The organism is Mesorhizobium sp. P2_A12 (genome assembly GCF_056405075.1).
Genome location: NZ_JBFUCU010000022.1, coordinates 51,732 through 72,444 on the forward strand (window position 1 = coordinate 51,732; position 20,713 = coordinate 72,444).

Consider the following 20,713-nt stretch of genomic DNA (forward strand, 5'->3'; position numbering starts at 1 on the left):
GTTCATCTGCTTAACGCGACGTCGGTCAGGAAGAGCGTAAAGTAACGCGATCGGAGATGGGATATGCGAGATTTGCCGGGCAACATCGTCGAGATGGCGTCTAAACGTGGATTGCCCATGGTCTTCGACAAGCCCACATGACCGGAGAGAACGGCAGGCCCGCGAAAACGGCCATGTACAAGTCTTCGCCTGCCGGGCTGGAGAAGATAAGCCGTCGGCTTGACAGCTCTGACATTTCTCAGTTCGCCGGTGAAGTGGCAACGCGATATTGGACGATCTTGGTAAGGGAGACGACCTACCTGGGCCGGACGTCGTCGCCCCGGCCTTTTTCTCGCGCGCAAGAAAAAGGCCGGACCAAAGGCCCGGCCAGATATGAAGGTCAAAACCTCCAGAGGGGAACGCGCCAGACGAATGGGAGGAAACATCCGACGCACCGGGCATATGGGTCAGCAAAGGTGACACTTCAACGACATGCCGTAGGCCACCAGACTTGTTCTCTTGGTGCACTGAAGCTTGCGTGCCTGATGGGATTGCCGAAACGCTTTGAGCTTTAAGCGCAAAGGGACAAGCTGCGGGATGGGCGGTCGTCATCCCGTCATCCTCGCGGTGGGGCCGTTCGCCTTGAGCGCCGCCATCAGCATCGGCCCGACTGAGAACTGCCCTGCCGTCGCCTTTTCGGTCAATACCCGCAAATAGCCGCCGGCCGAGTTGATGTGCTGTGCCCTTTGCAGGATGCAGGCAATCACGATCGCCGCGATCTCCTGGCCCATCACATGGCAAGCCTCCTCATACGCTGACGGCGAAACGCCCAGATATCCCCTCACCTGGGCGGCGGTTATCATGAGATCGCGCCAATTGCCGATCCCGTCGACGGCATAATCCACAATTTCGGGGCAGGCCTTCAGCACCATCCCCAGCGGGTATGTTTTCGGCGCCTCTGCGGCTCTCGTCCTGGGCTCGGCCGCCGCCCCGCTTTTCTCCAAAGCAGGTTCAAATTCAAAAGTAGAGTCGGTATTTGAATCAGATTGCTGCCGCTCGTTTTGAGAGTCATTGCCGCTCGGATTCGTGGATTTCATATGGATTTCCAGCAGCTTATCCACGTCATCACGCAAGGCGGCCATATCCGCAACGATAGGCTCGAGTTCGGCAATGCAAGCTCGGCGCGGAATTGCCTCCACAACACCGCGGAAACGCTTCCACAGGCCTCCCCAGTCGCCCGGGACATCTTCGTCAAGGGCCGTCTCTATCAGCTTGTGGATGTCACGGCGGTGCAAGGTGATCCGCTCGCGCATAAGCCTGAGCGCCCTGTTGTCGGCGCGAATACGCTCGGCCGCCGCCTCGAACTCGTAAGCACGGGCCAGCAGGGGCGCCAGCGAGAAGCCGAATGCTTCCTCGATCTCCCCTCCCCGGCCCTTGCGGGCGTAACGCTTGCCGTTCGGGCTATCCCGACGAATGATCAGCCCGCAGTCAACAAGAGCCGCCAGGTGTCGTCTGACGGTAGGCTCGGGCATTCCGTGCGCCCTGAGCGACAGCTGTGCGTTCGAGGGAAAAACGATGAGGTCGTTCTCTCCACTCAATTCGCTGTCAGGATAGAATGATAGCAATGCATTCAGCACGGCCAAAGCGCGATCGCCGATGCCGACGATGCTCTTACCCTCGCACAGGTTGCGGTAAATCTGCCACTTGTCGACGACCCTGCCCTCGGGAATTTCACGTGAATCGTTTTGCGCTGCCAGCATGGCAAGCGACATTGGCCGCCGCCCAAAGGGCGTCGTTGCAATACCCGTCTCCATTTTCTTTCACCCTCTATCAGGCAAAAGAAATCTGCTCGCCAAAACGACGCCAATGACTCTTGACAGTGATTCGTGGAGATGCGATTCTCGGAGTGCTTAGTTCAGAGAGAGGCTTCCACGGCTTGCCGTTCGGGGGCCTTTTTCTTTTGCGGTTTCAGACTCCTTGTTTCGTGGTGGACTTCCGAAAGGCCTCAAACAGGTCGTCCAGTTGTCCGGCGATAAACGCTGCGAAACGCGATCCTTCAGCCTCTCCCACGGCAATCATGGTAGTTTTTCCGTTGTCTTTGAGGCTGACACTCACTGTTTTGTCTGGTGCAGCCCAGGATTTCATAGCGATCTTGGGCTTTGATGGCTTGACCAGACCCGCAGGTTCTTTGATCGCATTACGATCCGATGGCAGCGTCTCAAGCAGAATAACGAATCTGTCGTCGGACGTTGCCTCGCGGAATTTGTTTTTGCGAATAAGATCGAAAGCTTTTGCAGGTGAGCCGTCGACGGAATAGCGGTTCGAGAATTCCTGCCATCGTCCTCGACCAATCCCGGGAGCTTTACCAATCGACTGCAGTATCTCCTTGTCGACCGAGGAGGCGATTTTGATCATCTCGGAGACATGCGATTTTCCTATCGACAACGAAGCGCAGATAGTGTCCCGTTTGTATCCCGCGTCCTGCTGCGCAAGCGCAAAAGCGCACTTTTCAATGTATGAAAGGTCCTCTCGAGCGGTGTTTTCTTCGCCTTGGAAAATGACTGCTTGTTCATCAGTTAACTCGCGGACGGCCGCTTTGAAGCCGATCCCAAGCTGCTTAGCTGCCGCTAGTCTTCTGCGACCATAGACGATTTGAAACTCGCCATCCTTGCCTTGTACTGGCCGAACCAATCCAGGCACAATTTGACCGCGCTCCCGCATGGATTCTGTGATCTCAGCAATGGCGGAAATCTCGTAGGCGTCATCATATCGATCGGTGATAGATGATGGCCGTATTTTGTCGGGATCGAGTTCAATGATCTGTTCGCCTGACTTCAGTAACTTGTCGGCGATATCGCTACGCTCTTGCATTTGGCGAACACCAGCCGCTACCTTCATCAGGTGCGGCGATGACGTGCGGCGGCTAGCGCCCTCCTCCGAATTCTCCTCCCCGAGTTGCCCCAAAACAGCAGCAAACATGCCCTTAGAATCTTTACGGCTCACTGTTCACGCCTCCATGCCATTGTGATGAGGCTTTCTATTTCCGCGTTCGCGGCATTGATCGATTCGATTGCACGATCATAGGTTTTAGGTGCCGAGAACCTCGATCGTTGCACTTCATAGAGGCTCTGCTTCCAAGTGAGAGCGTCCGCAACCGCAGTGGATTTGGAGACTGAATTCAGGAGTAGATCCTCGCCAAACACTTGGCGCATTAGGGCCTGCATGTTGGCTTGCGGGTGGTCGTTGGCCTCAAACTTTGTGATGAGGAATTTGGCGAAATCCCAACGCGCGCCTGCACCAGCCTCGTCCAGGATTTGCATATAAGATGCGGCCAGCTCCAAAAACTTCCCTGTGGAGTCGACATCGAGCATGTGCGCTGGAACTGGGATTAGGACTCCGGTAGCGGCAGTAAGCGACGAAAGCGTCAGGAAATTGAGTGACGGCGCACAGTCGAGAAGAACGATATCGTAGCTATCGACGATCTGTTCGAGGGCCTGTGACACTCGAAGCAGGAAACTGGTTCCACCGCTCTTGCGCATCTCAAGGGTAACGGCCGTTTCGAATTCTGTCAGCTCAAGACCGGCGCAGATGACGTCGAACCCGATGATATGCGTCTGATGAATAATCTTTTCCGTTGGCACCGGATCATCAAACCGTATTGCCGAGTAAAGGGTGTCACCTTCTCGGTAGTCAAATCCGGGTAACGCTCCTTGCAGGCTTGTTAACGACGCCTGGGGATCCATGTCGACCGCGAGAACACGATATCCACGTAGTGCCAACCAATGACCCAAGTGAATAGTGGTCGCTGTCTTGGACGATCCACCTTTGAAGTTTGTGATCGCGATGATCTGGCAATCTTCGCCTTTGACACGACGAGGATTGATCCATTTCTTCCGCGCCTTTTCCGCTAGGTGCATCCGAAGGTCCAGCACCTGCTCCGCGGAATAGAGGCGCTTTCCGGTGGTCGTTGTCTCTGGCTCGGGTCCCTGCCCTTTTAAGGAGACCTGCCGTATGTAAGCTTCGGTCACTCCTAGCAATGCTGCCACTTCCGTCGAAGTGAATTTGCGCATCGTGCGAACCGCGTCAGGAGGATACTGAGCCAGCGAAAGATTGTTGAGTGCCTTCTCGAGCTTCGTCGAGAAGGTATTCATGAACTGAAGGCTACTTAGATGCCGCGTCACCCAGATTCTCCTCTTGCACCCAGCGCCTATTTGATAGCGTCTGTGGTTAACAAGCTGTTAACGTCACGCCAACTACGCCAACTTTTCGAATTACGCGGTTTTTCCGTTACTGGGCTTATGCCCGATTCGTAGAATTCGGGCAAATGGAGATAAGGCAGTTCCCAGCTGGGAACTTTTCGTGACGGCTGGCTTCCTGTACCGTCAAAGTTGCAGTCGACGTCGGTGTTCTGGTTGGACTCTACACCGCGGCGTACGGCGGCGAGCGACCGACAACAGCGCGGGCAGATTTCGGCGCCTGGAGAGTTCCCCACATTGGCGTGGCGGGGAAATTCCCGTTGTGATGGCAGGCGCGAAGCTAGCGCAGTCCTTGGCGTCGGAGGCGATCGGTTGTGTTTTGATGCAGCCATGCCACGCCGCTTCCAATATCGCTTCGGTGATCGCCCCTACCAGGCTGGCCAGTTAGACGCCCCACGGCCCCCTTCCTGCAACAAGGCATTCTTTCCGGGCCGAGCGGTTCCCGGGAATGGCAATTGCTAGGATTCGTCGCCAGCCGTCACACGCGATCTGACAGCAATCAACACCGTTTGGCACATGGGCATCGTGTCCACGCGCACCCTCCTCCGGTGCGTAGACGATGCGGCAAGCAAGTAGCTACTGCAGTCGCCAGGCAACGCCCCCTCTGGGTCTAGTCCAAGTGTTGGCGAAGGACCCTGAAGACGTATCGAGAAGCAAACTTCTCGCACAACTCTTAGCCTAGCACGCACCACCCGTACTTTGAGTTCCCAGCTGGGAACAGCTTCGAGTTGGAGGCTTGCACGGCACCTATAAACCTTAGACACCCATCAACTTATGGTTGGGCATGTGGCTCTCGCGTGGGTTGGCGCATGCGGAGTCATCTGCGGTAGGGGGGCGAACCGGACCCTACAATCCTGCCGCCTTAGTTGGATCGACTCGAAAACGGTCACGCCGTCCCCGATACTTGCGTGTCATCTCCGCAGAGGCGTGGCCAAGCTGCTTCTCCACATAGCGTTCATCAATCTCGGCGGAGGACGCGAGGCCTGTGCGAGCAAACGGCCAGAAAACCTTTGGCCGCGCTCGCCCTCGGAAAGATCCGCGCGCACGCCAGCGGCCAAGGCCGTGCACTTGACTAACCAGGCCACCTCCTGACCGTTGGGCCGTTCAGCGCCGGCCGTTTTACCCTGACCATGAACACGGCGGAACAATGGGCCATTGGCGATGCGGGCAAGTTTCAGCCAAGTCTGCAGGGCGACGACCGGCAGGTGGCATCAGATGAGCCACAGCCGACCTCCACTTCACGCCACCTGGTTTGCCGCGCAGCGTAACCAGCACGCCCTTGTCCGGCAATAAATTCAGTCCCGCGGCGACCGTCGTCGGTTTAATCGCGCGCAACATCGAGGCCGACGATTTCGGATCAGCGCAAGCCACCGTCGAAGCCCAAAAGCAGTATTGCGCGGTCGCTCAGACTGCGCCGTGTGCCGCGGTCGAGCGTTTCCAGCATGGCGAGAAGATCGTCGCGCAGGATGGCTTCCTTTTGTTGGCGAGGTGAAGCGGGTTTGTTGCGGATGCCGGCGAGCACTGTGGCGATATGCCGGTCCTACGGTCGAGCGGTTGGCCGCGTTGGGTATAGTTCCAGGTCAAGGACGACAGGCGTCGCTCGATGGTCGACACCGACTTTTTGTCCCTGTGTCCGACTCCGAGGCCTGGGCCGTGATGTAGAGGCCGACAACTTGCGGATCCGGGGCAGCGGATCAAACGACTGACGCCGGCAGCAGGCGCAAAAATGGCTTCCAGTCGGCAGCATCGGCGCGACGGGTGTTTGCCGAACTTGCTGCCTCGACATAATCGCGCGCATGGTCTGCGGGTGGCAGCAGCTTAATTGGTTCGGCCCTGGGCTTGAAAGCTGCCGAGAACTGCCATATCTTTTGCACAAGAAATATGACTCTCGATATGGTAGGATGACACTATGGGCCAGGCACTCAAGATAGCCGAGCAGAATGGACCGCTCATCTTGTCCTACATGGACGGGAATGGGAAGATTGCGATCGAGCAGGTTGCGGACGGTTTTGGCATGTCCAAAGGCCAGTTAGCCCAGACTGCCGGTCTTGCGCGCGAGACCCTTTATCGGTCAGAGCGTAGCGCCACGGTAAAGACCCAGGGGCGTCTGCGGGAAATGCTCGAGATCATCAGCCGCGTGACGGATTGGGCGGGTGGCAAGGAGCAGGCGATGGCTTGGTATCGGGCTCAGCCGCTTCCAGCATTTGGGGGACGCACCGCTGAGGCGCTGGTGAAGGACGGCAAGGCAGCAGCGGTCCGTGATTATCTCGATCACATGGCCGTTGGCGGGTTTGCGTGAGGTTCGTCAGAACCTGCTACCGCGCACACGATCCACGTTGGGCATTCAAGCCGACTTCCGGCGAAGGAGCGGCGATCCGAGGCGCCCGATTCAATCCCAAAGGCGTGCCGGCACTCTATCTGGCACTGACCATCATGACTGCGATCAAGGAAGCCAACCAGGGCTTCGCACAGCGGATCGATCCATGCGTCCTTTGCTCCTATGAGATTGATTGTGACGACATCGCGGATCTGACAACGGAAGAGGGGAGGGGAGAGTTTTCTGTGACGCGCGAAGAGATGGCCTGTGCCTGGGCGACGGCTCTCAGCGACGGAGAGCGCCCGGCGTCCTGGTCTATCTACGACCGGCTGCGGCCTCGAAATATTGCCGGCATTGTGGTCCCAAGTTTCGCGCCGAGCGCCGAGATGGAGGATCGCAACCTGGTCCTTTGGGACTGGGGTCCGGGTCTTCCGCACAAGGTAACTGTATTTGACCCGAGCGGCCGGTTGCCGAAGGACCAGCTATCTTGGCGATAACGCATTCTCGGCATCCGAAGCGGCAGGGAGGGGCCCTTGCAGCCTACAGTCCACTAGCCTTGGTGAGATTGACCCGGAACCGGTCGCGGCGACGCTGATAGCGCCGGGTCATCTCGGCGGAGGCGTGGCCGAGCTGCTTTTGCACGTAGCGCTCGTCGACCTCGGCCGAGGAAGCCAGGCCGGCGCGCAGCGAATGGCCGGCAAACTTTTGTTCTCGCTCGCCTTCCGACAGATCGCCGCGGACGCCGGCGGCGAGCGCCGCCCGTTTGACCAGCCGCGCCACCTCCTGGTCGTTCAGCCGCTCGGCGCCAACTTTTTTGCCTTGCCCTGTTACCCTTCGGAACAAAGGACCATGGCCGATCCGCGCTAGTTTCAGCCAGGTCTGCAGGGCGACGACCGGGCAGGTGGTGTCGGATGAGCCGCGGCCGATTTCGACCTCGCGCCAGCCGGTCTTTCCGCGCAAGGTCACCAAAATCCCTTTGTCGAGAATCTCTATCCAGCCGAGACCGTCCTCGGTCTGATCGCGGCCGACGTCGAGACCGACGATTTCGGAGCGGCGCAGGCCACCGGCGAAACCCAAGAGCAGCATGGCGCGGTCGCGCAGGCCACGCAGCGTGCCGCGGTCAAGCGTCTCGAGCATGGCAATCAGGTCTTCTGGCAGAATGGCTTCTTTCTGCCGGGGAGGGGAGGCGTGGCTGTTGCGAATGCCGGCCAGCACAGTGGCGATATGCCGGTCTTTTCTGTCCAGCGGCTGGCCACGCTGAGAAAAATTCCAGGTCAGCGAAGAGAGACGTCGCTCGATTGTCGAGACGGCGTTCGGCTTCTTGTCCCCCGTTACCTTACCGGACGCGCAGGCCGTGATGTAAAGGCCGACGACCTGCGGATCGGGCGGCAACACATCGAGATGCTGGCGGCGCGCCCAGGCGCAAAAATGCTTCCAATCGGCGGCGTAGGCGCGCCGGGTGTTGGCCGAGCTTGCTGCCTCGACGTAATCGCGAGCGCGCTCGGCGAGCCCCTCCAGGTGAGCCGGAAGGCCAAAAATCGGCTGCTCGGCCGGTGCCGTGTTCTCCCCCGGAAGATCGTCCGCCTGCTGTCCCATGGCGAGCACGACATCAACGATATCGGGAAGATCGTCGACGATCGCCTCTGCAGGGGAATGATCAATGACGGCGGCCGTGCTGGGGGACGGTCCGGAGGTCGGGTCGACGTGTTTTTCCGACTTCTGCGCGACGAAAACGGCCATTTCCTCTATAAAGAACAAAACGAACGATAATGCAACATTATCGTTCGTTATGTATTGCCGACAGGCTGTGCGTTTTGGCGCGAAAATCATGGCGCAAAGCGCACCGGCACTTTACCCTTCAAATCATGATTCGCCTCGATCCCGCCACCGCCCGCTCCTCTGCGCCGCCCTCCGTTCCGGCTTGGGCGATCACAAGCGCCGGCGCGCCGAGCTATGGCGACGCCGCCTTCCAGGCCGGCGCCGCCTTGGGCGCCCTCGACACGCTCGCCCGCGCGCAGCCTGCCTGGGCCGGCGCCTGGCGGCAGCGGCTGGCGCTTCGCTGCGCCGCCGCCAGCATGCGGCTCGGCGGCCGCGCCGAGGACGCGGCCGCCTTGCGCGATGCCTGGCACTTGCGCCCGCCCGGCGCCGACCCCGGTCCCGCCGGCGCTATTTTTGGCGCCTGGCGGCAGCTGGCGCTGCAGCCGCCCGTCGCCACCGCCGATCGTTTGGCCAAGATCGTCGAGCTGCTCGGACTCCATTGGGATGGCGCGGCGCTTGCCGCGCTTTGCACTGAGATCGAAAAACTGGCGGCATCCCTGCGGCCGGCGCCGTTCGCCGCGGCGGCGATCGCCGCTCACGTCGTCGCAATGCGCCCCGATGCCGAGCTTTTGGCTTGGTGGCTGGCCGACCTGGTGCTGGCGCAAAGCCTTGGCTGGCCGCAACCCCTGCCGCTCCTAATGGCGCAGGTTTTTGGCCCATCCTTCCGCACCGAGGCCAGCGGCGGCAAGCGCATCCGGCCCGGCGAAAAAACTTTCGAGCGTGCGGTCTGCATTGCGCTGGTTCGAGCGGCTGCCGATGCCTGCCGGCTGGCCGCCGCGTTGTCGCGTCGTGCCGAAAGGCTCATCGCCATCGCACCAAAATTGCGCGCCAAAGGGGCGGGCGATGTGATCCAAAGACTGCTCGACGACGACGCCGTCTCCGGATCGCTAACGACCAAAAGCCTGTCGCGCTTTGCGGCGAGACGCCTGTTCGAGCGGCTGCAACAGCTGGATACCGTGCGCGAGCTTTCCGGCCGCACCACTTTTCGGCTGTTTGGGCTGTAGCGATGAGCGAAGCGTCCGCCCGCCGCAAGCCGAACGAACAGCCTGTGCTGCTCGACACCGAACTCGACCACCTGCCGCCGGAGCTGCGCTGGCGCGAATGGATGGGCCGCGTCGAAGCGGTCATTTTTGCGGCAAATGAACCGGTGACACGTGATGTCCTCGCGCGGGTGGTGGGAAAAAACTGCAATCTCGAGCTGATGATCGACGACATTCGCGCCGAGCTCGCCGGCCGCCCCTACGAGCTGGTCGCGGTCGCCGGCGGCTGGCAGCACCGGACCAGAAAGATCTTTGGCGACGCCATCCGCGCCGCATTCGGCACGGCAGCGGGCGAGCGGGCAAAAGAACTGTTGCAGGCGGAGGCGCTGGTTTTGATGTGCATCGCCTATTTCCAGCCGATCACGCGTGGCGAGCTGTCTTCCTTCTTCGGCAAGGAGGTGTCGCGCGACCTGATCGGTGTGCTGCGGGGGCAGGAGCTGATCGCCTCGGGGCCGCGTAGTCCGCAGCCGGGCGCGCCCTATACCTATGTGACGACCAAAAATTTTCTGTCGCAATTCGGGCTCGACACGCTGCGCCAGCTGCCGGATTTCGAGGCGGTTGAGGATGCTGGGCTGCTGTCGAAAGAAAAGCTGCTGGCCGGCGGTATTCCACCCGTTTTGGCTAAGAGGGAGGACGATGTCGTTGAGGACCAAGTGTCGTGAGCGGGCGTTGTGGCGTTGCGACCACGAGATGGTCGATGACTCAGAACCAGGACGACTGGTCGCAAGGGAGCCGGTCATCGGGACCGTGAACTGCGACATGATCCTCGTCGACAAGATTGGCGGCCGGCGTGACGCAGCGACGGGAACAGGATGCCGCGAAGCCCGGTCGTGACGATCATGTTCGCAAGCTTCCACGATGGCGGGATCTTCTTGTCAATGCGAGCGACCTGGCGCCGGCACAATCCCGTTCCTGCCAAGCGCCATCCCAGATGTCCGGGTCGAATCCCTGGCCGGCGGGACATCGCTGGCAGCCTGCTTGTATTCGTCAAGAGCCGTCTGGGTCGAACGGGACAGATACAGATGCAGATAGAGTGCTTCGACGCCTGCCCGGTTGAAACGACCGCCGTCGATTGCCGCGCCTGCACCGCTGGTGGGCAGGAAGGCCCATTTGGGTGTCAGATAGCGATGGAAGATCTCGTCCGGCCCGACGGGGGTGACCTTCAGCCGCGCGCCCCGTTCTCGAGAACCCGGATGAAGGCCAGGACTGCTTCGACCTGGCCGTCCGCGACGAGTTCGGCCGCCGTCCGATGGCCATCGGCTCATTGCGATACCAGAGATTGCCTTGTCGACGTCGCCGGTGAGCTGCGTCGCCGCCGAAATCACCTTGACCATCTCGCGCATCCGGCCTGCAGGCGCTCTGATGACCGGTTGCGGAGCGTGTTGCGGTGGACGCTGGTCAATTGCGCCAGGTTGGCCACCTTCACGCAAAGCGCCCGCGACAGGCGCTTCGGTTTGGTAAAAGCGGGCATGTAAGGAACCGTTTGGTAAGATCCGTACAGTGAGAACTCATCAAATTTGAATGACGGAACCGCGGGGTCGTTGAAGCGTGCGGTGAGTTTTCGTGCGTGTGACAAACGATAGCGAGGAACCCACTAGCCAGTTCGATCTCAAATCCCTCGCGCTCGCCTACGCCGAAGGCCGGAGGCGGTCAGATGGAGCTTGGACCATGGCGATAATTCTGAACCGTCCAACGTTGCTGAATCAGTGGATACGGTCCTCGATGAGGGTTGGAAAATCCCTTCCTGTCGATACAGGCAGCCATAGCCATGTTACGCAAGCGGACCGAGACAAGCCGGTCGGATGCCGACCTAAAAGGTTTGATCACCAAGAAAGGCAGCCGTGTGGGGCATTCAATTCTTCGACGACGGAAGCAGCGCAGCGACTTGAACCGGCGTTTCACCTGGGTTCGGTGTTCATGCTCAGATAAGTTGGATCAAACTCCGCAAGCTCTGCAAGCTGATCCCAATCCAGAATGGTGACGGTGTGGTTCGTCCAGGTGATGACCCTGATTTTTTTCAGGGATCCGATGACCCGGTTCATATGCACCACCGACAACCCCAGAACATCTGCCATTTCGGCTTGCGAAAGAGGCAGATTGAAACTCATGCCGCTGGTGCGCTTGACCACCTGCAGGCGCACGAAGAGCTCGCAGACGAGATGAGCCAGATGCGAGGTCTTGGAGCGCCGGCCCATTGCCACGATCCATTCGCGGTGAATGGCGCCAGCGGGTCAAGGTGCGGCGCCCGTTCGGTAATTGTCCTCAATTTGCTGTGGTCCGCGAACATGACACGGCAAGGCGAGAGCGCAACGATGCCGTGGTCCATTGTCTTCAGCAGAAAGGCGTGGAGGTCGACGAAGTCGCCAGGCACCTGCAGGGACGTGAACTGCCGGCCGCCGTTTTCGAGGACCTTGTAACGTGCTGCCAGCCTATCAAGCAGCATAGTGCTGTAGGCAGGCCGCGACCCGGTTGAAACGAGGTCTTGGCCCTTTTCAAATCTCGTCCCAAAGAGATTGTCTCGGCCAGCAGAGCCTTCTCTTCGGTCGACAATTCATCATGCTGTCCGAGTTGCAGATAAAAGAATTCAAGCACGGCAGCCTCGAAGCAGTTGGGAGGTGAGACGCCGATCGCTATGTGTCAGGAGCGGAAACCTTAGGCCTTCGGAAGATGACAAACGCTATCATTTGAAAGGCTGCGCCAGTTTTCGCGCAAACACCAGTGCGGATAGGGGACCATACATATGGCCATGAATTTAGCACGCTAGAGCTATGTCGTGTGGCAGGAATGAAACACTACCATTTCGATCGTTCTAACAGGGCTTCACCATCCCCGCCAATGGCGGGCTCGACTGGGTTGGCGAGGCCATGGGGGACGTCAACTATGTCGACCTGCCAGGAACTCCGGGAAGGTCGCGGATGCGGTCGTAATGGCCTCGCCTCAAACGCTGCCCATCTCGCCGGATTGTTGATAGGCCGGGACAACTCGGGCGTCTCTGAATGATCTTGTTCACGCAAACACCATTGAGCCGGCAGATTCTCTGCCAGCCTATTGATCTCGCTCGGGAACAGGAAGGCTTTTGGCGAGTTCATATTCTCATCCGCCGGCGGCCGGCCGCTCCGCTTATAAAGCCCGCAAAAAGGAGAAAGCTATGAGTCTCGGCACCATCCTTATCATCATTCTGGTTCTCGCATTGCTTGGCGGCTTTAGCGGGCTCGGTGGCGGGCCGTTCTACGGCACGGGCTACTATGGCGGCGGTGGCCTCGGTCTTGTGCTGCTTATAATCATCATTCTGGTTGTACTCGGGCGCATCTAGTTGGCTGGTGCAGGTGGTTTGTTCTGCCTTTTTGTTCTTGGCCGGGTGATACGGTTCTGTAAGGCAAGGGTCGACGATGACGATCCGCCCGTCGGCGAGCAGGAAATACTCATAGGTTTCGCAAGCCGGGACGATCTTGACAATGCGCGCCGGCGAGCGATGCAGCCCGATCGGCGAAGGATGGCGCCGCCGCCGATGAAGCCGACGCCGTCGGCACGGCGAGCGGAAAGCGCAGCACATCCATGAGGCAAAGGAACCGGGATCCTTGCGGCCAAGTGCCGGCAAAATGTTTGCCTGGAGCATCGTGAGGGCGTCGGCCAGTCCGACCAGGATAGTCGTCGTGAAGCCCGCCGAATGGCCGTGCGCTTCGCGGTTCAATCCAAGCAACGCACTGGCAAGCACAGTCAAACCAATCGCGCCACGATATCTTGCCAGTCTGGCTTTCGAGGCGTTGCAGGCACCTTTGAATTGGAAAGTCGGTAATCGTGCAATCCAATTTTCGGCGCGCGTTAGGTTCCCCAAAGCCGCCCTCGGATCGCTCAACCACACTCGGATGGAATCGAGGCCGTCTAGCGGCGTGGGCGACTCAATGGGATGCGTACGACATTCTCGGATCCAGGCAGATCAAAAGGCCATGGCCAGTTGGCGTACAGAGGCCATCTCCACGATCAGTTCTTCGATGGAACGATCTGGCAAACCGGTCCTTCACCCGCTGCCTAACCCTGGTCGCAAGGTCATGAACCCGTAGCGGGACGAAAAGCGGGCTGTCGTCCAGCAGCTTGCTGATTTCGATGACGACATCGGCGTCAATGTCTTTCGGCAATTCCCGCATGGGCGTCACCTTGCTCGAAGCAATGGCCGTCATTCTTTTAATCCGACGGGCGTTCAGGCGTTGCGCCAGGCGTGGGGAGGAAGAGTAGCATGCCGCGCACGGATCGATAGCCGGATTCATAAGTCTGTCGACGTCGGTGTGTCACCAAAATAATGTTGGTAGTTACCGAGCGGGTCCATCACGCAATCAACAGGCGCCTTGCCCGAGATCGCGGCTCCGGCGGCTGCGTCTGCCGAAGGGAACAAAAAATATCATCTGGAATTGAGACTGATGATCGGAGGATCGAGTCATGGACAGCAGGGAAGAACGCAAAAACGCGAGCCTATGAATCTGGGAGCGGGAAGGCTGTCCAGCCCGGCCGAGGGCCAGGAAAACTGGGACCAGGCTATGCAGGAAATAGAGGCGGAAGGCCCCGAGACCGAACGCGGAGCGACCGCTCCGATGGTTGGAGTTGGCTCGAAAAGCACCCGCGGTTGAAGACCCAGCAAGGCAACCAATACGCCTGAGCTTCGTTGGTCGATATCAACCAGAGGAGGCCTCGACAATGAAAACCTTGTCATCGCTGATCTTGGTCGCTGGTCTGGCGCTTGCTGCCTGCGACAACAACACCGAGCCGATGAAAGCCAACACCGACGCGGTCAACAAGAACCCGCAGGTGGATCAGGACGCCAGGCCACAGTCCACGACTGGCGGTAATCAGCCAGTTACCGTGCCTGCGAGCAAATGACTTTCGATCTCATAACGCCCTGTTGGCAAGGAGAACCAATATGCAAGCTTCAGTCGCAACTGCAACACGCCACCCAGGCCAACTGACCATAGAGCCCTTTGCCGGCACGGTGACGGTACGATTTTCCGACGCCATAGTCGCAGCCACGGACCGAGCCAAGGTGCTGCGGGAAGAAGGACACGAGGCTGTCTTCTACATCCCTTTCGAAGATATCTATTTCGACCTTTTCGAAAGGACCAACACCACGAGCGAAAGCCCGATGAAGGGCACCGCCAGCTACTGGCGCGTTCATGCCGTAGGAAGCTCGGCCGACGATTTCATGTGGGCATATGAAACTCCCGACACCGCGGCGAGGGCAATCGCGGGTCACGGCGCGTTCGATCCTGAAAAGGCGCGCATTGATGTCGAGCCGTCGGAAGACAAGCGGCATACGCCCCACGTCTTGGAGTAAATCGCTTCGTGCGCACGCCGTGCCGGGCTGAAGCCCCGGGTAAATGCTAGCGGCGCGGAAACTCCTCATCAAGAATGCGTAGTGCCTCTTCGTATTTGACGGTCGATGCCCCAACTTGTCGCGCCTGCCAAATATTGTCTTCCAGATCCGCACGCTTCACCGGCAGCGCCAATGGGTTCGATGCAGCGCGTCGCACAAACGCGAAGTAATCCTCGCCGTCTCTGCGTGATATGGCGTCAACTGCCGAAGCAATCGCCGGTCCGAAGCCCGCATTTTCGACCTTGGTGCGGTTCCAGCCTTCGCCCTTTTCCAGCACGTCATGAAGGTAGGCAACGACCTTCTGATCCATGGTTTCGACAGCATCAACGACACGCCGGCAATGCTCGATGTAAGGCTGCCCGGTCTTGTCGCGTTGCGACGCATGGACCTCTTCCGCGATCTTGGCCGCGCGGTAAAAGATACTCATCTGGCTTCCTCTTCAGGCAATGGTTTCACCATCGCTCCTCGGTATCGTGGTGCGGCAGGTCTATTCCACAGCAAACCCAGCCAAGTCGCTGCCCCGACCCATAGTTGTAGCGCGGCTCCAGGTGGGCCGGATCGTCGAACCTCCCAACATGCAGCGCGATCTCGCCGGGCGATGCGTCATAGGAAAGGCTGAGCGGCGATCCGCAGCTGGAGCAGAACCCCCTCTGGGCGATCGGCGAAGACCTGCGATAGGTTGGCGTCACATTGATCCAGACGACGCTTTGAGAAGATACCCAAGCCAAAACCGCGAAGGCGCTGCCAGTCGCTCGCCAGCACATGTCACAATGGCAGTAATGCACTCTCGGTTGGCCTCCGACGCGAAAGCGGATCGTGCCGGAGAGACATCCTCCGCTCAGTTCCATGGTGGTGTCCCGGCTGATTTACGGCCCCCGTCGCGTGGTTTCATGCGAGTAGCTCCATTCGCCTCGGCGGAAACGCCACTCATTTGCGTCGGTTCCTGTGCTATCTCAGGAACCAGTCCCGGCACGTGGCGTTGCCTCTCTTTGCTAGGAAGCTGTTGTGGACACATACCGCCGGTCGGAGACGCGCTGATGTCGATGCCAGGCTTGGCCTATGGTCCCCTTGGCGATCGATGCATGCATGTCTGCGTGGATATGCAGAGGTTGTTTGCCGAGCCGTCTCAATGGGCAACACCCTGGATCACCCGTGTTCTGCCACAAGTCGAAAGACTGGTCGAAAGACGCGCGCCGCAGACGGTCTTTACGCGGTTCCTGCCCGCCCCAAAGGCGGGGCAGGGCGTCGGCACGTGGAAGCGCTACTACGAGCGTTGGGCTTCGATGACGATCGAGACGATCGGACCCGAAATGGCCGAACTGTTGCCGTCATTGGCCGGTTATTGCCCGCCAGCGGCAATCATCGACAAGCACATTTACTCGCCCTGGTTCGAAGGGAGCCTCAGAGCTCTTCTGATGGCGCGCGATATCGATACACTGGTCATCACGGGTGGCGAAACAGATGTATGCGTTCTGGCCACGGTGCTCGGGGCCATCGATTTCGGCTATCGCGTGGTTCTGGTCACGGACGCGCTGTGCAGCTCTTCCGACGCAACCCACGACGCGCTGCTGACCGTCTATCATCAGCGGTTTGCGCAGCAGGTCGAGACAGTCGAGATGGAGACAGTTCTCTCGAACTGGACATAAACCCGCCCTGCCGATCGGTCCTTGAAGCTCAAGCGTCCAGATCGATAAGCGCAACACCGAGTTCCGGACGCTTGCGCGGCGCAGATGGCCTGGGGCTTCCACCAGCGTGACTTCCAGCGTTGGCCGAACGATGCCTTCAAGCAGGTGCCCGCCTCTTGTGGTTCCGTCGCTCAATCCGAGCACCGCATGGACATGCAGGCTGGGCTTGCCATCGTCGCCCAGCGCGATATCGCCGATCGCGCTCAGCACTTCGCATTGTTCGTCGATCGGGATTTTGCGGTAGGTCTTCGCTTTCAGGTCAAACCAGCCGACGGTCGCTCGCTCGAACGCACCGATGGCGGTCAACGAAGCGCTGCCGATCTTCTGGTCGACAGCGAAAGCGGTAAGCCCGCCGAATGCTTCTTCGCCGGGCTCCAGCACCACAACGAATGTCTTTGTCCGCTAACCTCGTTGACGAGTTGGGATTTCATCTCTGTACTCCGAGCACCCATTTAATGCGCGCGGTGTTCAGCGTTCCGTTTGCGGGTGGCTGCGGCCTTCTTGGCCGACTCCGATCGGCTTGCAGATGAGCGCGACGCCGATGCCTTGCCGCCAATCCTGCCGCCCTTGTGTGCAGCCGGATTGCCTGTGTGCTCACCGCGTCCGGAGCCGCCTTCCTTCTTGCCGCCACCATCGTCCTTGTTGACGGTCGCCCAGGCGCGACGTTCGGCTTCCTTGTCGGAAACCCCGCGCTTCTCGTAGCCTTCTGCAATGTGGTCGGCCTTGCGTTCCTGTTTGTCGGTGTATTTCGATTTGTCGCCGCGTGGCATGATTGTTTCTCCCTTTGTTGGATAGGGTCTGAACGAAAAGCCAGCGACGGAGTTCCAGCGCCGACGATATTTCAGCTAGCGCTTGTCATGCTTTGGAGACCGCAGCAGCAAGGCGAGGGGAACAAACAACGCCGTCACGATTGCGCAGTAGCGAAAGACGTCGACATAAGCGAGCAGCGAAGCCTGGCGCGCGATCAACTGCCCAATCCAGCCGACGGCCTGTTGCTTGGCCTGGAGCATGGTCGATCCCTGGGCAACGAAATGCTCGGTCACCTGACGCAGCGCCTGTTGGTAGGCGGGAGACGATTGTGCCGTATGACTGACAAGGTTTGCCTGGTGGAGCTGCGCGTTCTGAGCGATCACCGTGTTGGACAGCGACACGCCGATGCTGCCGCCGATGTTGCGGGCAACATTGATCAACGCCGACGCCTGGTTGGTCTTCTGCGGAGCAAGGCCGACGTAAGCCGCTGTCGAAATGGGGATGAACAGGAACGGCAGGCCGATCATCAGGAAAATGCGTGCAAGGCAAAGAAGCGGAAGCTGGGTCTGGGGCGAGTGACGTGATGACGGCGATGCCATAAAGCGCGAACGCCTGCGAGCGTTTTTCGGGGGAAAGGTGTCGTTAGGGATGGATTGTTCGTTCGGGGCCATGCCGCCGCCGCCGAGGCCTTGCAGGATCCTGAAGACGATGAGCATCTCGAGATTGGGCGCCAGCCCGCACAGCAGCGATGCTATGGTGAAGGTCGCCACGCAAAACATGTAATAGCGCTTGCGGCCGATGACGCTGGCCAGCCAGCCGCTGACCGGGATGATCACGGAATTAGCGACCAGATAGGTGGTGATCACCCAGGTGCTCTCATCCGTCCCGGCGGCCAGGCTGCCGGCGATGTTGCGCAGGGCCACATTGGCGATCGAAGTGTCGAGCACCAGCATGAAGGTCGAGACGATGACCGCGATGAGCCAGGGATTGCGGCCACCGGCGGCGGACCGGCTTTCACTCGCGCGACTGGCCATTTCGACGGCACTCATCTCACCTTGACTGTCGGCACTACCGACAGGCCTGGACCGAGCAGCACGCCCGGCGGTTGGTCGAAGACGATCTTACCGGCACGCGCTGCATCCGCAGCCCCCGGTGAAGTAAGCACTGGCGCCGGCTCTCCGGGGGCCGGCGCGCCTTCCAACCGTGAAAGCGCAGAAACAGATGACATCGAAGCTTGACGATATCTCGGAGGCCATCGGAGCGTGTGAGTGCATGCGTAACGCCGAACCGCGATTGAAGTTCATCAAGCCGCAGGAGCCTTTGCTGGTGCTCGAGCCGCCCGTCAGCGACGATTGGCTCCACGAGATCAAGTATGACGGCTTCCGCACCCAGCTCATCCGGGATTGGGCAGAGGTTCGCGCATTCACCAGGACCGGCATCGATTGGTCAAAGCGCTACTGGCCTGTCGTCGACGCGGCCGAGAAACTGCCGGCGATTCTATGGGATCTGGTGGAGCCGGCCGACGGGATCATCCAGTATAGCCAGTATGTCGAGGGCGACGGCGCCGCGTTCTTGGCCGCCGTCGACAAGATGGGGCTCGAAGGCATGGTGTCGAAGCGCCGCGGCAGCCCCTATCGCAGCGGCGAATCCGATGCGTGGGTCAAAACGAAATGCTGGGATGTCGATGACCTCGACCTGATCGGCGTCAAGCGGGAGGCCGGCAAGCAGACCGAGGGGCTGTTCGCCAAGGACGGCAAATATGTCGGCAAGGCCGTCATCGCCACCACGCGCGCGATCAAGGACCGGCTCTGGCAGCGCATCGAGCGCGATCGTGCCGAGCAACCTGGTGGTGGTGTCCCCACCACGATCGCCGATGACGACGTCGACTGGGTGAAGCCTGGCATCACCGCCCGCGTCCGGCATCTGCGCGGTGAGCCGAAGCTACGTCACGCCTCGGTGCAGGATTTCAGGAGGTAGGTCATGCCGATTCGATGAAAGGCAACTGACGCCGGCATCTTCGACGAATCCGAGCTAGCCTTGCTTGAGCGGGTTTTTGAACAATTGAAGCTAGACAATCAGTCGCCAGACGCTCGCGAGGCAATCGCCTCCCGCATTATCGCGAACTTTATGGCCGGCATCACGGATGAAGATGAGCTGGTCTCGCTCTCCAAGCAGCCGTTGGGAAGGTAGGTGGCAAAATGGCGGTGGCTAAGAAGGACCAGGAGCGCATCACCTACGCCTGGATGTATGGCGCCCAGGCGCGCAAGGACGCCAAGGAACGCGCCGTGCCTGACTACTGGAACGAATTCGCCGATGCATGGCTAAAGGGTTTTGATGGCGACCCCATTGCCGGTGCCGCCAAGGCCAAGCCGGTCAGCGACCAAATGGAGGCGGAAGTCGATGAGGTGGCAGTGGATGAGCCGCCGCTTGCGGATGGCCCGCGCGGCGCGGATCCGGCAAAATGAAAAAGCCCGCCACCTTTCAGCAGGCCAGCTCCCACGGGGAATCACTGATAGGTCAGTGATCCAGCCGAACGTTACCGGCGCGACAATGTTCCTTGTCTTTGAAGCGGCCACGTCACCTTGCCCAAGGTGGCGAGCTTTTTACATTAGACGCAACTAATGTCTCTATGGCGCGTTTCCGCATCGGCCAGACAACGTCCCAAGCTGGCCATTTCAAACCCGTCATCGTCCTACGGTGGCGGGAGCCCCCCACGCTTCCTCCGTGACGGGCTTTTGCGTGCTCCCTCAACAACAACGCCTAGTCGATCCGCTTGAAGCGGCCCTTCTCGATTTGAAATATTCCGGCGTTGCCGCCTTGCTTCTCAAAGTCGGTTTGCAAGTCATCCGATGCTTTTTTGCGAAGACATCAACGTCGTAGGGACCATCGTCGGTGTCAATGGCTATCAATTTCCTCCTCGCTGCAGTGAGGAGCTCGGCTTCATCGGTGGTCCCGTTTTGGTAGCTGAAGAGGACGTACGAAGCGAGCGTCTCGGCCGCAGGGCTATTGAAATCGAAACCCCGCTGGTGGCGAACTTGTTCATATACGCGATGACAGATATCGAGATCGCTGGGATAGAGCAGACCGCGATCGGAGTGACTGTCCTGCATCCGACGCTCACCTTGGAACCGGTTGCTGAGAAGGAAACTCAACTCCCGCTGGTGTGCGGAGTCAATGAAGCGTTAAAAACGTACAATTCGCACCGGCTTTGTTCCGCCACGAGTCATCGGGCGCTGGACCCTTGCATTCATAATCTAATGATCAAGCTGGCCGACGGTCCTTACTTACGATCAAAACGAACATTAAGCCCATGCTCGACGGCGCATTTTGCGATCAGGTTGTCAAGCGCATCTTCGCCGATCGGTGGGGAAATGAACTGGCGGATCGCTCTGCTGGCAAGTTCGGTAGACACGAAATCGTGGTTCTTTTTCCTGGCTTCGACGTACTGTTCCACCAGAATTTTCAGTCGACGTTCCGCAATATCCCCTGCCAACATAGCGTTTCCC

22 protein-coding genes and 5 pseudogenes are annotated in these 20,713 nt (G+C 59.5%); 11 read left to right on the forward strand and 16 right to left on the reverse strand.

The genetic code is table 11. The annotated features are described in order from the left end of the window. Positions 1–587: 587 nt before the first annotated feature. From repC to AC1DZU_RS30225, 4 genes and pseudogenes are all read right to left on the reverse strand, one after another. Complete coding sequence (gene repC, locus AC1DZU_RS30210) at positions 588–1,793, reverse strand: plasmid replication protein RepC (protein ID WP_477290431.1); 1,206 nt, start codon at positions 1,791–1,793, stop codon at positions 588–590. 154 nt (positions 1,794–1,947) lie between these two features. Further along, a complete protein-coding gene (gene repB / locus AC1DZU_RS30215) occupies positions 1,948–2,982 on the reverse strand; it encodes a plasmid partitioning protein RepB (protein WP_477290433.1) in 1,035 nt (344 codons plus the stop codon). Further along, positions 2,979–4,160, reverse strand: a complete 1,182-nt coding sequence (gene repA, locus AC1DZU_RS30220; protein ID WP_477290435.1) for a plasmid partitioning protein RepA — start codon at positions 4,158–4,160, stop codon at positions 2,979–2,981. Before repA ends, repB begins: the two co-directional genes overlap by 4 nt. 921 nt (positions 4,161–5,081) lie before the next feature. Beyond that, positions 5,082–6,058, reverse strand: a pseudogene (locus AC1DZU_RS30225) (site-specific integrase). 86 nt (positions 6,059–6,144) lie between these two features. Between AC1DZU_RS30225 and AC1DZU_RS30230 the strand changes: the two are divergent. Both AC1DZU_RS30230 and AC1DZU_RS30235 read left to right on the forward strand, forming a co-directional pair. Continuing rightward, positions 6,145–6,534, forward strand: coding sequence for an MbcA/ParS/Xre antitoxin family protein (locus tag AC1DZU_RS30230; RefSeq protein ID WP_477290437.1), 390 nt, complete (start codon positions 6,145–6,147; stop codon positions 6,532–6,534). Continuing rightward, positions 6,531–7,049, forward strand: a complete 519-nt coding sequence (locus AC1DZU_RS30235) for an RES family NAD+ phosphorylase (protein WP_477290439.1) — start codon at positions 6,531–6,533, stop codon at positions 7,047–7,049. The genes AC1DZU_RS30230 and AC1DZU_RS30235 overlap by 4 nt, the downstream gene beginning before the upstream one ends. 43 nt (positions 7,050–7,092) lie before the next feature. Here the strand turns inward: AC1DZU_RS30235 and AC1DZU_RS30240 are convergent, their stop codons facing one another. Next, complete coding sequence (locus AC1DZU_RS30240; protein ID WP_477290522.1) at positions 7,093–8,292, reverse strand: site-specific integrase; 1,200 nt, start codon at positions 8,290–8,292, stop codon at positions 7,093–7,095. A 125-nt stretch (positions 8,293–8,417) separates the two neighbouring features. Here AC1DZU_RS30240 and AC1DZU_RS30245 point away from each other — a divergent pair, with 125 nt between their 5' ends. Next, positions 8,418–9,374, forward strand: coding sequence for a DUF1403 family protein (locus AC1DZU_RS30245; RefSeq protein ID WP_477290441.1), 957 nt, complete (start codon positions 8,418–8,420; stop codon positions 9,372–9,374). Between the two features lie 2 nt (positions 9,375–9,376). Continuing rightward, a complete protein-coding gene (gene scpB, locus AC1DZU_RS30250) occupies positions 9,377–10,072 on the forward strand; it encodes an SMC-Scp complex subunit ScpB (protein ID WP_477290443.1) in 696 nt (231 codons plus the stop codon). A 213-nt stretch (positions 10,073–10,285) separates the two neighbouring features. Here scpB and AC1DZU_RS30255 read toward each other — a convergent pair whose 3' ends face one another. From AC1DZU_RS30255 to AC1DZU_RS30265, 3 genes and pseudogenes are all read right to left on the reverse strand, one after another. Continuing rightward, positions 10,286–10,576, reverse strand: coding sequence for an RES domain-containing protein (locus tag AC1DZU_RS30255; protein WP_477290524.1), 291 nt, complete (start codon positions 10,574–10,576; stop codon positions 10,286–10,288). Then, a pseudogene (locus AC1DZU_RS30260) lies at positions 10,573–10,872 on the reverse strand (hypothetical protein); the annotation flags it as partial. The pseudogene AC1DZU_RS30260 and the gene AC1DZU_RS30255, both read right to left, overlap by 4 nt. A 436-nt stretch (positions 10,873–11,308) precedes the next feature. Next, a pseudogene (locus tag AC1DZU_RS30265) lies at positions 11,309–12,002 on the reverse strand (Crp/Fnr family transcriptional regulator). A gap of 556 nt (positions 12,003–12,558) precedes the next feature. Between AC1DZU_RS30265 and AC1DZU_RS30270 the strand changes: the two are divergent. Continuing rightward, complete coding sequence (locus AC1DZU_RS30270; protein WP_457155385.1) at positions 12,559–12,723, forward strand: DUF3309 family protein; 165 nt, start codon at positions 12,559–12,561, stop codon at positions 12,721–12,723. A gap of 66 nt (positions 12,724–12,789) precedes the next feature. On the opposite strand, the pseudogene AC1DZU_RS30275 reads toward AC1DZU_RS30270, so the two are convergent. Together AC1DZU_RS30275 and AC1DZU_RS30280 are read right to left on the reverse strand one after the other, a co-directional pair. After that, positions 12,790–12,894: pseudogene (locus AC1DZU_RS30275) on the reverse strand (DUF1236 domain-containing protein); the annotation flags it as partial. Between the two features lie 415 nt (positions 12,895–13,309). Continuing rightward, positions 13,310–13,588, reverse strand: a complete 279-nt coding sequence (locus tag AC1DZU_RS30280; protein WP_457155384.1) for a hypothetical protein — start codon at positions 13,586–13,588, stop codon at positions 13,310–13,312. A gap of 511 nt (positions 13,589–14,099) precedes the next feature. Here AC1DZU_RS30280 and AC1DZU_RS30285 point away from each other — a divergent pair. Together AC1DZU_RS30285 and AC1DZU_RS30290 are read left to right on the forward strand one after the other, a co-directional pair. Next, positions 14,100–14,282, forward strand: coding sequence for a hypothetical protein (locus AC1DZU_RS30285; protein WP_477290445.1), 183 nt, complete (start codon positions 14,100–14,102; stop codon positions 14,280–14,282). 40 nt (positions 14,283–14,322) lie between these two features. Next, complete coding sequence (locus tag AC1DZU_RS30290; RefSeq protein ID WP_477290447.1) at positions 14,323–14,733, forward strand: DUF427 domain-containing protein; 411 nt, start codon at positions 14,323–14,325, stop codon at positions 14,731–14,733. 46 nt (positions 14,734–14,779) lie between these two features. Here the strand turns inward: AC1DZU_RS30290 and AC1DZU_RS30295 are convergent, their stop codons facing one another. Then, positions 14,780–15,199 (reverse strand): HD domain-containing protein, encoded by a 420-nt coding sequence (locus AC1DZU_RS30295; RefSeq protein WP_477290449.1) that lies wholly within the window; start codon positions 15,197–15,199, stop codon positions 14,780–14,782. A 25-nt stretch (positions 15,200–15,224) separates the two neighbouring features. Next, on the reverse strand, positions 15,225–15,620 hold the full coding sequence (locus AC1DZU_RS30300) for a GFA family protein (protein ID WP_477290451.1): 396 nt from the start codon (positions 15,618–15,620) through the stop codon (positions 15,225–15,227). Between the two features lie 189 nt (positions 15,621–15,809). Here AC1DZU_RS30300 and AC1DZU_RS30305 point away from each other — a divergent pair, with 189 nt between their 5' ends. Continuing rightward, a complete protein-coding gene (locus AC1DZU_RS30305; RefSeq protein ID WP_477290453.1) occupies positions 15,810–16,418 on the forward strand; it encodes a cysteine hydrolase family protein in 609 nt (202 codons plus the stop codon). Positions 16,419–16,568: 150 nt separating this feature from the next. Here AC1DZU_RS30305 and AC1DZU_RS30310 read toward each other — a convergent pair. From AC1DZU_RS30310 to AC1DZU_RS30320, 3 genes and pseudogenes are all read right to left on the reverse strand, one after another. After that, positions 16,569–16,841: pseudogene (locus AC1DZU_RS30310) on the reverse strand (PPC domain-containing DNA-binding protein); the annotation flags it as partial. 68 nt (positions 16,842–16,909) lie between these two features. Continuing rightward, on the reverse strand, positions 16,910–17,227 hold the full coding sequence (locus AC1DZU_RS30315; RefSeq protein ID WP_127262154.1) for a plasmid stabilization protein: 318 nt from the start codon (positions 17,225–17,227) through the stop codon (positions 16,910–16,912). A gap of 75 nt (positions 17,228–17,302) precedes the next feature. Next, positions 17,303–18,241 (reverse strand): MFS transporter, encoded by a 939-nt coding sequence (locus tag AC1DZU_RS30320; RefSeq protein WP_477290456.1) that lies wholly within the window; start codon positions 18,239–18,241, stop codon positions 17,303–17,305. 238 nt (positions 18,242–18,479) lie between these two features. Between AC1DZU_RS30320 and AC1DZU_RS30325 the strand changes: the two genes are divergently transcribed. The 3 genes from AC1DZU_RS30325 to AC1DZU_RS30335 are packed head-to-tail and all read left to right on the forward strand — an operon-like array spanning position 18,480 to position 19,672. Next, on the forward strand, positions 18,480–19,184 hold the full coding sequence (locus tag AC1DZU_RS30325) for a DNA ligase-like domain-containing protein (RefSeq protein WP_477290458.1): 705 nt from the start codon (positions 18,480–18,482) through the stop codon (positions 19,182–19,184). Positions 19,185–19,244: 60 nt separating this feature from the next. After that, positions 19,245–19,397: a hypothetical protein gene (locus tag AC1DZU_RS30330; protein WP_477290460.1), complete on the forward strand. Its 153-nt coding sequence runs from the start codon at positions 19,245–19,247 to the stop codon at positions 19,395–19,397. Between the two features lie 8 nt (positions 19,398–19,405). Beyond that, positions 19,406–19,672 carry a hypothetical protein gene (locus AC1DZU_RS30335; protein WP_477290462.1) on the forward strand — a complete coding sequence of 89 codons (267 nt, stop codon included), beginning with the start codon at positions 19,406–19,408 and terminating at the stop codon, positions 19,670–19,672. 815 nt (positions 19,673–20,487) lie between these two features. Here the strand turns inward: AC1DZU_RS30335 and AC1DZU_RS30340 are convergent. Beyond that, positions 20,488–20,703 carry a hypothetical protein gene (locus AC1DZU_RS30340; protein WP_477290464.1) on the reverse strand — a complete coding sequence of 72 codons (216 nt, stop codon included), beginning with the start codon at positions 20,701–20,703 and terminating at the stop codon, positions 20,488–20,490. Positions 20,704–20,713 lie beyond the last annotated feature (10 nt).